Consider the following 12,699-nt stretch of genomic DNA (forward strand, 5'->3'; position numbering starts at 1 on the left):
TCCGATGATCACCACTTCAACCCAAGCCTCCGACAATTCTTCCTCGCATGGCGAAAGCCATGGCCACGGCGGATCGCCGGTCGCACTCGCGATCGGTGCGATCGGGGTGGTGTTCGGCGATATCGGCACCAGTCCGCTTTACGCCTTCCGCGAAACCTTCGCCTCGCACGGCGGCGCACCCGGGATTTCACCCGATGCCGATCACATCCACGGCGTGCTGAGCCTTGTGTTCTGGTCGATGATGATGGTGGTCACGGTCAAATACGTGCTTACCATCATGCGCGCGGACAATGGCGGCGAAGGCGGCAGCCTTGCGCTGCTGGCGCTGATCAAGCGCAATTCGTCGGCCAAGACATGGACGGGCCCGCTGATCCTGCTCGGCGTGTTTGCGACCGCGCTGTTCTATGGCGACAGCATGATCACGCCGGCGATCTCGGTGCTCTCCGCGACGGAGGGGCTGCAATACATCGTCCCCGGCTTCAAGCCGTGGATCGTGCCCACCGCGGTCGCGATCCTGTTCGGCCTGTTCGCGATCCAGTCGCGCGGCACCGACCGGGTCGGGCGTTTGTTCGGTCCGATCATGCTGACCTATTTCAGCATGCTTGCCGTGCTGGGCGTGATGCACCTGTCGGCCAACCCGTCGATCATTCTTGAAACGATCAATCCGCTCAATGCGCTGGGCTTCTTTGCCACGGACGGCTTCGTTGCCTTTGTCGCGCTGGGCAGCGTCGTGCTTGCCGTGACCGGTGCCGAGGCGCTGTATGCCGACATGGGCCATTTCGGGCGCAAACCGATCGGCATTTCGTGGCTGACCTTCGTTTACCCCGCGCTGATGCTCAATTACATGGGGCAGGGCGCGCTGATCCTGTCGCAAAGTTCGCCTGCCGAGGCTGCGGCCTTGGTCAAGGATCCCTTCTTCCTGATGATTCCCGATCTGGTGCGCGTGCCGGTGATCATCCTTGCACTGCTTGCCACCATCATCGCGAGCCAGGCCGTGATCTCGGGCGCGTTCAGCCTGACGCAGCAGGCGATCCAGCTGGGCTTCATCCCGCGCATGGAAATCCGTCACACCAGCGCGTCGGCCGCTGGCCAGATCTACATCCCGACGATCAACTGGGGCCTGATGATCATGGTCATCCTGCTCGTCCTGTTCTTCCAGTCATCGAGCGCGCTTGCGGCGGCTTACGGGATCGCCGTGACCGGGGCGATGTTCATCGACACGCTGCTGCTGTCGGCGGTGTTGTTCAGCCTTTGGCGCTGGCCGATCTGGAAGGCGCTCCCGCTGGTGATCGCATTCCTGATCGTCGACATCGCCTATTTCGGTGCGAACCTCATCAAGGTGCCCAGTGGCGGCTGGGTGCCGCTGTTGATCGGGTTCGTGATCTTCACGCTGCTGACCACATGGTCGCGCGGGCGCGAACTGATGCGCGCGAGTATGGCCGAAGGTTCGCTGCCGATCGAGATTTTCGCAAAGAGCGCGCACAATTCCTCTACGCGGGTTCCGGGCACGGCGGTGTTCATGGCGTCGAGCAATTCGGGGGTGCCGAGCGCGCTGCTGCACAACATCAAGCACAACAAGGTGCTGCATGAGCGCGTGTTGATTCTGACCGTGCAGGTGAAGGGCATGCCTTATGTCGAGGACGCTCGGCGTTACGAGTGCAAGGATCTGGGCAACGGGTTCTACCGCGTGACGATCTATTGCGGTTTCCTTGAAGAAACCGATGTGCCGCGTCTGCTCGGCACGCTCGATCTGTGCGGCGGTGCGTTCGAGATGATGCAGACCAGCTTCTTCCTGTCGCGACAGACCCTGATCCCGTCGAGCAAGCCCGGCATGGCGATCTGGCGCGAGAAGCTGTTTGCGTGGATGCTGCGCAATGCGGCGAGCGCGATGGCTTTCTTCCGGCTGCCGACCAACCGGGTGGTCGAACTGGGGAGTCAGGTCGAGATCTGATCGCTTGGACGTAAATGAGCGCGCGTCGGTTAAATGTCGCTGGCGATGGTGCTGGGCTGGAGCGCAGCTTTATTACTGCATCGGCGTTCGAACCGCTTTTCGCGAGAGGCACAGACCATGCAACGCCGCGACCAATACGGGCGGGGCGGCGACTTCGGTGCAATGGGTTGCGAGTTTGACCTCATACAAGAGAGTACGCCCGCTGGTCGGGGGGATAACCTGACATTCGCGCCTGCTGCGCCATGCGCTTTTACTGTTGCGCTGATTCCGTTGACCCAGTTTGCGAAAGATCGCCGCCGCTGGCGTCAGGCACCCGTCGGCGGTTCGTCTTTCAGCACGTCATCCTGCTCTTCGAAGCTCAAACCGTGCTTCAGCAGCATCGGGATCTGGAGGAAAGTGAACAGGAAGGTCAGCGGCAGGAAGACCCAGATCTTGGCCCAGAGCCAGCCTTCGAAATCCATCTGCGCGCGCAGCACTTCATTGAGGACGGCGAGCACGAGGAAGAACACCCCCCAGTTGCGCGACAGCTTGAGCCAGCCTTCATCCGTCAGCCCCTCGAACGCGGCTTCGAGCAGGATCTTGAGCAGCGCGCGGCCCATCGCCACACCGGCAAGCAGCACCACGCCAAAGCTGGCGTAGATGATGGTAGGCTTCAGCTGCACGAAAGTAGGATCGCCGAAGAAGATCGTGAGGCTGCCGAAGCCCACAATCAGCGCGGTCGAGAACCACAGCATCGGCGATACCTTGTCCAGCCGGAATTTCGAGAACAGCAGCGCAGCGACTGCCGCCACCATGAAAGCGCCCGTCCCCGCAATGATTGCGGCGACTTCGCCCACCGGGTTGGGTTCGGCCGGCGACTGCCACTTGTAGACGCCGAGAAACACCAGCAGCGGTCCGTAATCGACCGCAACGTTGAGCCAGCTCGAGGCGGCTTTCTTCGTTTCGGCTTCGGCCATCATGCCACTCCTGCAATCACGCGCGCGACCAGATCGGGATCGAAGGGGCGCAGGTCTTCCATCTTTTCGCCGACGCCGATCGCATGGATGGGCAGGCCGTATTGTTCGGCCGCCGCGACCAGCACCCCGCCGCGCGCGGTGCCGTCAAGCTTGGTCATGATCAGCCCGGTGACGCCCGCGACTTCCTTGAAGACATCGATCTGCGCGAGCGCATTCTGGCCGTTCGTGGCATCAAGCACCAGCACCACATCGTGCGGGGCTTCGGGATTGATGCGGCCCAGCACGCGGCGGATCTTCGCCAGTTCCTCCATCAATTCCTTCTTGTTCTGCAAACGCCCCGCAGTGTCGACGATCAGGGCATCGATCCCCGTGTCGGTCGCCTGTTTGACCGCATCGAACACGATCGCTGCCGGATCGCCGCCTTCGGGTCCGCGCACCAGATCGACCCCGATCCGGCCTGCCCATGTCGCCAGCTGGCCAATCGCCGCGGCGCGGAAGGTGTCGCCTGCGGCCAGCAAGACGCCGTAATCGTCTTCCTGAAACAGGTGCGCCAGTTTGGCGATGGTGGTGGTCTTGCCGCTGCCGTTGACCCCGATCACGAGGATTACTTGCGGGCGGGGGAAAGCGGTGATTTCGAGCGGCTTTGCCACCGGGCGCAAGATCGCGGCGATTTCCTCGGCGACGGCTTCCTTCAATTCGCGCTGGGTGATTTCGAGCCCGAAGCGTTTGTCCGCCAGCCGCGCACGGATGCGCGCGGCAGCCGACGGGCCGAGATCGGACAGGATCAGCGCGTCCTCGACCTCGTCGAGCGTTGCTTCGTCAAGCTTGGCAGAGCCGCCGCTTGCGACCGGAAGATTGGCTGAAAGCCGCTCCGAGGTCTTGGCAAAGCCGCCGAACAAGCGCTGGGTCCAGCTGGTTTCTGTCATGCGAGCAGGCCCTCCCTGAGGCCGCTTGGGGTCACGTCGATGATGGTGCCCGCCGCCGTGCCGGGGGGCAGGGCAACGGGCGCGTAATTGGGCGCATAGCCCGTGCCGTCGCGTTCGGCGAGGACGGGGAGCGTTTCGCCCACAAGCCCGGCGAGCCACACATCGCGCCGGGCGGCAGAACGCGCGCGCAGTTGTGCGGCACGGGTCTTGATGAGGTTGCGCGGCAGCTGCGGCATTCGGGCCGCAGGCGTGTCGGGCCGCGGCGAATAGGGGAAGACGTGGAGGTGAACGATGTCGAGCGCATCGATGATCGAAAGGTTCGCCTCGTGATGGACGGCGTCCTCGGTCGGAAAACCGGCGATAAGATCGGCTCCGATCGCAATTTCGGGCCGCACCGTCTTCAACCGCGCAACAAGGTTGACCGCATCGGCGCGCAGATGGCGGCGCTTCATCCGCTTGAGGATCAGGTCGGCGCCGTGCTGGAGCGAGAGATGCACATGCGGCATCACCCGCGGTTCGTGCGCGAGCAGTTCGAACAGCGCGTCGTCGATCTCGATCCCGTCGAGCGAGGACAGGCGCAGGCGCGGCAGGCGGGGGAATGCGGCAAGGATCGCCGCCACCAGTGTCCCAAGGCGCGGCTGGCCTGCAAGGTCATGACCCCATGACGTCAGGTCGACACCCGTCAGCACGATTTCCTGTGCGCCCGCAGACATGTGCGCTTCGACCTCTGCCAGCGCCTGCGCCGTGCCAAGCGAACGGCTCGCGCCGCGCCCTTGCGGGATCACGCAGAAGGTGCAGGCATGATCGCAGCCGTTCTGCACCGCGACAAAGCCCCGCGTGCGCTGCGGCGCGATCGGCGGCGCGTCGAGCGGCACATTCCATGCGCGCGGATCAAGCTTGGCGGCGTTCGCGACCAGTCCATCGACCTCGTCCATCGCGCCGATCACCGCGCGGTCGATTTCGGCAGCGCAGCCGGTCACCACCAGCCGCGCAGCGGGATGATCGCGGCGCGCGCGGCGGATTGCCTGCCGGGTCTGGCGCACGGCTTCGCTGGTCACCGCGCAGGAATTGACGACCACCAGATCGCCCGTTCCGGCCAGCATTGCGCGCATCCGTTCGCTTTCCGCGATATTCATGCGGCAGCCCAGACTGATGATGTGCGGGGCGTTCAAGAATAGTCGTCCCAGTCGAAGGTGCCGCGGAAGCTTTCGGCTGCCGGGCCGCTCATCAGGATCGTTCCGCCCGGTTCCCAGGCGATCACCAGGTCACCGCCGGGCAGTGTCACGCGCACGGGACTTTGCACCAGCCCGCGGCGGATCGCCGCAACCGCTGTGGCACAGGCGCCGGTGCCGCAGGCGCGCGTGATCCCGGCGCCGCGCTCCCATACGCGCAAGGTCAGATGATCGGAGCCTGCGTGGCTCACGATGTTGACGTTGACGCGTTCGGGAAAGATCGGATCATGCTCGATCAGCGGGCCGAGCCGTTCGAGATCGACTGCGTGCGAATCCTCGACGAAGAAGACGGCGTGCGGGTTGCCGACGTTTACGGCCATAGGGGCATCGAGACCTTCCCAGCCGACCGGCAGATTGAAGGTGTCCATCGGATAGGCCAGCGGAATCTCGTCCCAGCCAAACCGCGGTGCGCCCATGTCGACCCGCGCGCCGCCGTCGAGCGGCTCAAGCGCAATCGGCCCGCTGCCGGTTTCGATCGTCACCGCCTCACCGTGGAGCAAGGCGACAGCGCGGCTGGCATTGCCGCACGCGCCCACTTCGCTGCCGTCACAATTGAAAATCCGCATGCGAAAGGCGTTCGTCGCGCTCGGTTCGAGGAGGACGAGCTGGTCGAAGCCGATCCCGGTGCGCCGGTCGCCCAAGGCGCGGGCGACCGCGGGTGTCATCGCGGGCAGGGCGTCCGCGCGCGCATCAAGCACCACGAAATCATTGCCGAGGCCATGCATCTTGATGAAGGGGATCGCACGCGTCACGCGGGTGCATCTATGCACGCAAAGGCGGCGCGTCCAGTGCCTGCGCGCCCGGCCATCATCGCGTGAAGGTTACGCGGTGCGAAAGCTCGATTGCTCGGTGCCGCTATCCGGCGTGGGGGCAGGGGATGCGCCAGGCGCGGAGGATTGGATCAGCCGGCCCGCCGATTGCAAACGCGCGCGCACCGCATCGGCATCTTCGGGTTGGCCATAGAAATAGCCCTGCGCCTTTAGCCGGCCCATCGATTTGAGCGCGTTGAGGATTTCCTCATCCTCGACGCCTTCGGCGGTCAGCGGCAGATCAAGCCCGCGGCCAAGCGACACGATCGCCTCGACGATCCGCGATCGCTTGTCCTGATGCCGCAGTTCGCTCACGAAGCTGCGATCGATCTTGATGCGGTCGAAGGGCAGGTCGCGCAGCTGTTCGAAGCTGGAATATCCGGTGCCGAAATCATCGAGACTGATTTTCACGCCCTGATTGCGCAGCGAGACGATCATTGAGCGCACCAGCCCGATATTCTCGTGCAGACAGCTTTCGGTGATCTCGATTTCGAGCCGGCGTGCGGGGAAGCCGGCTGCGACAAGGCGTTTCAGCAGGCGCTGGGCAAACCACGGATCGCGCAATTGCACAGGCGAAATGTTGATCGAGAGGGTAAGGCTCTCGTCCCATTCGCGCGCATCATGAAACGCCTGATCCATGAGCTTTTCCGACATCTCGGTAATCAGGCCGATTTCCTCGGCGATCGGCACGAAGATCTCGGGGCTGATCAGGCCAAGCTGCGGCGATCGCCAGCGGGCGAGCATCTCGAAACCAACCAGTGCGCCTGTGTCCAGATCGACCTGCTGTTCGTAGAACGGCACGAATTCGCCGAGCGCCAATCCGCGCCGGATGCCGGTTTCGAGCTGGTTGCGGAACCGCAGTTCGGCCTCCATCCCCGTCTCGAACCAGAAGTAACGGTTCCGGCCCTGCTTTTTGGCATGATACAGCGCCATGTCCGCGCGATGCAGCAGCGTTGCGGCATCGCCGGCGCTGCCCGCGCCGCTGTCGGTCTCGACATCGGCGGCGACCCCGATCGACATCGTCAATGCGATCGTCACATCGGTCAGGCAGAAAGGTTCGGCCATGTCCGCGAACAGGCGGATGACGAGATCGTCGACGCGGTCGGTGTTGCCCGCCGGAAAACTGGTGACAATCGCGAATTCATCGCCGCCGAGACGCGCAAGATGGGCATCGCGCGGAAGCAGCTTGCGGATCCGCTCGCACAAGGTCACCAGCACCGCATCGCCCGCGGCATGACCGTGCATGTCATTGATCTGCTTGAAATTATCGAGATCGATCATGCAATAGGCAACCACGTCGCCGCGCGCGGCTGCACGCAGCCGCATCTGTTCGGTGGCGTCGAGCATCGCGCGCCGGTTGAGGCAATGGGTCAGCGGATCGGTTGCGGCAAGCACCTGCGCGCGGGCTTCGGCCTGCCGCCGCACCTCGATTTCGCGCAGCAACTCGCGGTAACGGCGCCAGCCGAAGATGATCAGGGCGATGTTCAACAGCAGCGCGTTGGCGAGGATCACATCGGGCCGCCCACCGCTGCCCAGCAGTGCGCGCAGCGTCTGCGGCAGCACGGAGCCGCCGGTCCCGATCAGCATCAGCACCGCGGCCACGGCGATCCCCAGCGCGACGATATCGCGGCGGGCACTCTGCAGTGGATTGAACGGCATGGGATCTGTCAAAATCGTTGCCCCGTGTCTTGTGCAGATCACGCGGTTCCCCCCTCGCAATCCTCGTCAGCTGCGCAATTCATCGCAGAATGCGCTGAAGATCGGGTTAACGCGCCCGCGCCGCATGGGGACTTGGCGAAGCACGGGCAGGCGGGCTATCGGGGCGGCAATTTCACGGAGACCTTTGCGCGATGGCCTATTGGCTGATGAAATCCGAACCGTTCAAATACAGCTGGGACGATCTGGTTGCCGAAGGCGAGGGTACATGGGACGGTGTGCGCAATTACCTTGCGCGCAACAACATGATGGCGATGCAGCCGGGCGACGAGGCCTTCTTCTATCACAGCCGCGAAGGCCTGGAGATTGTCGGAATCGCGCATATCACCGTCACCGGGATCGGCGATCCGACCGACGACACGGGCAAATGGGCGGCCGTCAAACTGAAGGCAGGGCGCAAGTTTGCGCGTCCCGTGACGCTCGCCGCAATCAAGGCCGAACCGCGCCTATCCGAAATGCAACTGATCAGATTGTCGCGGCTTTCGGTCTGCGCGGTCACAGCCGATGAGTGGCAGACCATCTGCCGGATGGGGGAAGGCTGAAAAATATCTTCGCTAATTCAACGATGTGAACCGGGATTACACATTTTGTCGACCGGTTGCCTCGGTTCGTCGCATCAGAATTTTGCGCGGCGGAACATCGCTCCGAGCATCCGCTTATCTCATGTCGAAGCGCCGCTGACCCCCCGGCAGGCGCAAACGAGAGGAAGACATCATGGGTAAGCTCACCGACAACATCAAGGGCACCGCCAACGAAATCGCTGGCAACATCAAGCAGCAGTCGAGCAACCCCGAGACGCGCGCCGAAGGCGTTGCGCAGGAACGCAAGGGCGAAGCCCAGAAGGTTGCTGGCAACGTGAAGGGCGCCCTCGGCGACAAGATCTGATCGTCACGCCCCCCTGACGATCAATGCGAAGGCCGCCTCTCCCCCCGGAGGCGGCCTTTTTCGTGTCAATCGCGCACGCGAGCGCGCAAGCCGCTGATCGTTGCCCCACTTGCCGCGATGCGTTCGAGATCGGTCAGCACGTGGATCAGCCGGATACCGCTGCGCTGCTTGGCATCATCGAGTGCGGCAACGAACGCATCTGTCGTTTCGACCGCGACGCTCCACGCGCCATAGGCTGCGCCCAGCGCGGCGAAATCGGGATTGACCAGCGTGGTCGCAGACACGCGGCCCGGATATTCGCGTTCCTGGTGCATCCGGATCGTGCCGTAAGCACCATTGTCGATGATCACGACGATCAGGTTTGCGCCGTATTGCGCGGCGGTCGCCAGTTCCTGACCGTTCATCAGGAAATCGCCGTCCCCTGCCACTGCCACGACGGTGCGTTCGGGATGGTGCAGCGCCGCAGCGACAGCAGCGGGCACGCCGTATCCCATCGCGCCGCAGGTTGGCGCGAGTTGGCCAGGATAGGCGGTATAGCGCCAATAGCGGTGCCACCACCCGGCAAAATTGCCCGCGCCATTGCAGATGATCGTGTCGGCGGGCAGCGCATCGCGCATGGCGCTTACGCAAGCAGCCAGATCGAGCGCCGCCTCCGAAGGCTGCGGGGTAGCCCAAGCGCGCCATTCGGCATGCGCATCGGCGCCGGCATCGAACGCGATTATCTCGCTGTCGTCCCACAGCATCGCGGCTTCGGCGAATTCGTCGACGCTGCAGGCGAGCGCCAGATCGGTGCGGTAGACCCGGCCGAGTTCCTCGGGGTCGGGATGGATATGGACAAGCAACTGGCCCGGATGCTCGAGCGTGGGAATGGTGTAGCCATCGGTGGTCGCCTCGCCCAGCCGCGCGCCGACCGCGATGATCAGATCGGCATTGCGCACGCGGTCGAGCAGTTTGGGGTTGGGGCCGTAGCCGAGATTGCCGGCATAGACCGGGCTGTCGGGCGCAATCGCATCCTGCCGGCGGAAGGCGGTGGCCACGGGCAGGCCGATGCGTTCGGCAAATTGCTGGAAATAGGTCCGCGCCTTGGCGTTCCAGCCTGCGCCCCCGATGATCGCAATCGGGCTTGCCGCATTGCCGATCAGATCGAACAGCGTTGCCATAGCGTCCGGGCAAACGGCCTGTGCCGGGCGGACGGCCTGCGGACGAGAAAGGATGCTCGCAGGCACGGGTTGCGCCAGCATGTCTTCGGGCAGGGCGAGCACCACCGGCCCGGGGCGGCCATTGATCGCGACGGCATGGGCGCGGGCGATATATTCGGGGATGCGTTCAGGGTCGTCGATCCGGGCGGCCCATTTGCAGATCGGCGCGAAGAAGGCGCTGAAATCGACTTCCTGAAAACCCTCGCGCCCCTGCATCCCGCGCGCGACATCGCCGACGAACAGAATCATCGGCTGCGAATCCTGATGCGCGACATGCACGCCGATGCTGGCGTTGGTCGCGCCGGGGCCGCGCGTGACAAAGGCGATGCCGGGAAGCGCGGTGCCGTCGGCGGCATTCATCGCACCGTCCGCGCAGGCCATGAACGCCGCGCCGCCTTCCTGCCGGCAAGTGACGATCTCGATCTCGGGCCGGTCGGGCAGGGCGTCGAGAACGGCGAGAAAGCTTTCGCCCGGAACGGTGAAGATGCGGCGCGCGCCTTCGGCGGCAAGGCAATCGACCAGCAAGGCAGCGGCGCTGCGGGTGGCTTGCGGGCTGGTGGAATCAGACATGTCGGAACTCTCCCGTGAACGCGAGTGCGTCTAACGGCGTGCGCGGCGCGGCGCAAACTCGTCCTGTCCCACCCTGCAACAGCCCTGCCGCAAAGCATTTTCAATGGTTAAGAAATTCTTAAAAATGCTGGTCTCGCAATCGGAGATTCGCCCACATGCGTCGCAGCCTGGTTCTCACCGAAGAGAGCGCCCGTCACTGGTTCCGCGCCAGCTTGCCGCCGCATGTCAAACGCGACCTGTTCCCGATTCCGGCCGAAGCCCTGTGGCGGCTGACGCTGGATGACGTTCGCGGCGTTGCCAGCACCTATGTCGCGATGACGCTGGCGGTGTTTGCCTTCATCGTCTGAAACACGGCCGGATCGCGTAGCGCAATTATAGCACCCGCTGTTGCTCGGCCGCGTAAAGCTTGCGCGCCAGATGCGCCGATACAAGGCACAGCGCGAGGCTGAGCAGCAACTGTTCTGCCAAGGGGATGCCGAAGAAGCCAAGCACCCCGGCAACGCCGGCACCTACCGCCATGAAGATCGACGAGATGAAGTTGTTCGCCGCGACCGAGCGCGAGGCTTCGGACTTGTCGACGCGGGTGGTCAGGAACGCATAGAGCGGCACGACGAACATCCCGCCCGCGACCGCGATCAGCAACAGCGTCGCTACCAGTAACAGCGCCAGCGGCTGGGCCAGAAATTCGCTCACTGTGAACAATTCGCCCTGCGGGGTCAAATCCCACATCCGGCATTCAAAATAGAACGCGATCAGCAGCGCGCCCATGACCATCACCGACACCGGCGAATGGCGCGCCGATATCTGCCCTTTAAGCAGCGCATTGATCGCCACCGAACCGATCGCGATCCCGGCGGAGAACGCCACCAGCATCACCATCGCCACCTGCTTGTCGGCAAGCAGCACATTTTTCGCGAGCGGGAAGAACTGCACGCCGAGGATCGCGGCGATCGCCCAGAAATAGCTGATCGCGAGCACTGAATAGCGCAGTTCCAGATGCCCCATCGAAAAGGCGATCAAGGAGCGCGAGGCGCGGATCGGGTTCCAGTCGACCTTGACCTCGTCGGTCTGGGCAGGGGCGGGCGGCACTGCGCGGCACACCGCATATCCGACGACGGCAATCAGCACGACCGCAACCGTGCTCTGATCGACGGTCAGCACCGCCGACAGGATCATGCCTGAAAGGATCGCGACATAGGTTCCCGCCTCGACCAGCCCCGTGCCTGCGAGCACTTCGCCGTCTTCCAGATGCTGCGGCAGGATCGCGTATTTGATCGGACCGAAGAAGGTCGAATGAACGCCCATCGCGAAAAGCGCAGCAAACATCAGCGGGATCGCGAGCGTTTCGACCTCGAACCCGCGCGCTGCCATCGCCAGTCCCAACGCGCCGGCGGACATGATGATGATTTCGGCAAACTTGATCCAGCGGATGATCGTGGTCTTGTTGCGCATGTCGGCGAGCTGCCCGGCGGTGGCGGAAAACAGTACGAAAGGCAGCACGAATAATGCCGTGGCGACGCCGCTGATCAGCGTCTCCATCTCGGGCGAATCATACAATTGGTACACGATGAAAAGCACCATCGCGTTCTTGTAGAGATTGTCGTTCAGCGCATTGAGCAGCTGGGTGACGAACAGCGGCGCGAACCGGCGCCGGCGCATGAGATCGATCGAAGTGGTCATGCGGCGGTTACGCTGTTGCTCCCGGACAATTATCCGCGCCATAGCGAGGGCGCGCAGTTACACAAGTGCGCATAGCTTGGCGTAGCGATGCGTGCAGGGCTTTCGGAGCGTGCGAACGCGCGCTAGGGCTGTTGCCGGAACCATGACAAGCCTGCCCAATATCCTCACCCTGTCGCGCATTTTTGCGGTGCCGTTGCTTGCCTTCTTCCTGTGGTGGCCGGAATGGCGCGCAGGGTATCTGATCGGCTTCGTGCTTTACTGCGTGATTGCGCTGACCGATTTTCTCGACGGCTATCTCGCACGCGCGCAGGGCACGGTGTCGAAAATGGGCGTGTTCCTCGATCCCATCGCGGACAAGATCATGGTCGCTGCGGTCATCCTCGTGCTGACCGCACAAGGCTATCTGCGCGGGCCCTATGCGGGCGATGTCCACGTGATTGCCGGGCTCGTCATTCTGGTGCGCGAAATCGCGGTGAGCGGGCTGCGCGAATTTCTGGGCGGGGCGCAGGTTTCAGTGCCGGTGTCGCGGCTGGCCAAGTGGAAGACCACGTTTCAGCTGATGGCGCTGGGCGCGCTGATTCTTGGCGGTGCGGTTCACGGCGCACCATGCCAGTCGGTGGGCGAGGGCTGCGGCACCATCGCGCAAAGCTGGGTTCACCTCGTCGGCCTGATCTCTTTGTGGACCGCAGCGGTGCTGACCTGCATCACCGGCTGGGACTATCTGCGGGTCGGCCTCAAGCACATGGATTAGGCGGGATAGGGTAGGCCCGCCGGG

Annotated in this window: 12 protein-coding genes; 5 read left to right on the forward strand and 7 right to left on the reverse strand. The window is 63.6% G+C overall.

The features are described 5' to 3' along the window. Positions 1–4: 4 nt before the first annotated feature. On the forward strand, positions 5–1,951 hold the full coding sequence (locus A9D12_RS10620; protein ID WP_068351673.1) for a potassium transporter Kup: 1,947 nt from the start codon (positions 5–7) through the stop codon (positions 1,949–1,951). A 305-nt stretch (positions 1,952–2,256) separates the two neighbouring features. Here A9D12_RS10620 and A9D12_RS10625 read toward each other — a convergent pair whose 3' ends face one another. The 5 genes from A9D12_RS10625 to A9D12_RS10645 all read right to left on the reverse strand — a co-directional run bounded on the left by A9D12_RS10625 (position 2,257) and on the right by A9D12_RS10645 (position 7,533). Continuing rightward, complete coding sequence (locus A9D12_RS10625; RefSeq protein ID WP_068351675.1) at positions 2,257–2,907, reverse strand: inner membrane-spanning protein YciB; 651 nt, start codon at positions 2,905–2,907, stop codon at positions 2,257–2,259. Beyond that, positions 2,907–3,833 (reverse strand): signal recognition particle-docking protein FtsY, encoded by a 927-nt coding sequence (gene ftsY, locus A9D12_RS10630; RefSeq protein ID WP_068351678.1) that lies wholly within the window; start codon positions 3,831–3,833, stop codon positions 2,907–2,909. Before ftsY ends, A9D12_RS10625 begins: the two co-directional genes overlap by 1 nt. Continuing rightward, the gene (locus tag A9D12_RS10635) at positions 3,830–4,969 is read right to left on the reverse strand and encodes a MiaB/RimO family radical SAM methylthiotransferase (RefSeq protein WP_068351680.1); all 1,140 of its coding nucleotides are present in this window, start codon (positions 4,967–4,969) and stop codon (positions 3,830–3,832) included. Before A9D12_RS10635 ends, ftsY begins: the two co-directional genes overlap by 4 nt. 32 nt (positions 4,970–5,001) lie before the next feature. Beyond that, positions 5,002–5,790, reverse strand: coding sequence for a diaminopimelate epimerase (gene dapF, locus A9D12_RS10640; RefSeq protein WP_068354313.1), 789 nt, complete (start codon positions 5,788–5,790; stop codon positions 5,002–5,004). A 96-nt stretch (positions 5,791–5,886) separates the two neighbouring features. Then, positions 5,887–7,533 carry a putative bifunctional diguanylate cyclase/phosphodiesterase gene (locus A9D12_RS10645; RefSeq protein ID WP_068351682.1) on the reverse strand — a complete coding sequence of 549 codons (1,647 nt, stop codon included), beginning with the start codon at positions 7,531–7,533 and terminating at the stop codon, positions 5,887–5,889. Between the two features lie 191 nt (positions 7,534–7,724). On the opposite strand from A9D12_RS10645, the gene A9D12_RS10650 reads away from it, so the two are divergent. Both A9D12_RS10650 and A9D12_RS10655 read left to right on the forward strand, forming a co-directional pair. After that, positions 7,725–8,132: an EVE domain-containing protein gene (locus tag A9D12_RS10650; protein ID WP_068351685.1), complete on the forward strand. Its 408-nt coding sequence runs from the start codon at positions 7,725–7,727 to the stop codon at positions 8,130–8,132. A gap of 172 nt (positions 8,133–8,304) precedes the next feature. Continuing rightward, entirely contained in the window at positions 8,305–8,475 is a 171-nt protein-coding gene (locus tag A9D12_RS10655) for a CsbD family protein (protein WP_068351688.1), read from the forward strand. Positions 8,476–8,540: 65 nt separating this feature from the next. Here the strand turns inward: A9D12_RS10655 and A9D12_RS10660 are convergent, their stop codons facing one another. Next, on the reverse strand, positions 8,541–10,244 hold the full coding sequence (locus A9D12_RS10660) for a thiamine pyrophosphate-binding protein (RefSeq protein ID WP_068351691.1): 1,704 nt from the start codon (positions 10,242–10,244) through the stop codon (positions 8,541–8,543). Positions 10,245–10,399: 155 nt separating this feature from the next. Between A9D12_RS10660 and A9D12_RS10665 the strand changes: the two genes are divergently transcribed. Further along, a complete protein-coding gene (locus A9D12_RS10665) occupies positions 10,400–10,591 on the forward strand; it encodes a hypothetical protein (RefSeq protein ID WP_068351693.1) in 192 nt (63 codons plus the stop codon). Positions 10,592–10,616: 25 nt separating this feature from the next. On the opposite strand, the gene A9D12_RS10670 is transcribed toward A9D12_RS10665, so the two are convergent. Then, on the reverse strand, positions 10,617–11,924 hold the full coding sequence (locus A9D12_RS10670; RefSeq protein ID WP_068351695.1) for an MFS transporter: 1,308 nt from the start codon (positions 11,922–11,924) through the stop codon (positions 10,617–10,619). Positions 11,925–12,066: 142 nt separating this feature from the next. On the opposite strand from A9D12_RS10670, the gene pgsA reads away from it, so the two are divergent. After that, positions 12,067–12,675 (forward strand): CDP-diacylglycerol--glycerol-3-phosphate 3-phosphatidyltransferase, encoded by a 609-nt coding sequence (pgsA, locus tag A9D12_RS10675; protein ID WP_068351699.1) that lies wholly within the window; start codon positions 12,067–12,069, stop codon positions 12,673–12,675. Positions 12,676–12,699: the final 24 nt, after the last annotated feature.

The organism is Erythrobacter neustonensis, assembly GCF_001663175.1.
GTDB classification, from domain to species: Bacteria; Pseudomonadota; Alphaproteobacteria; order Sphingomonadales; family Sphingomonadaceae; genus Erythrobacter; species Erythrobacter neustonensis.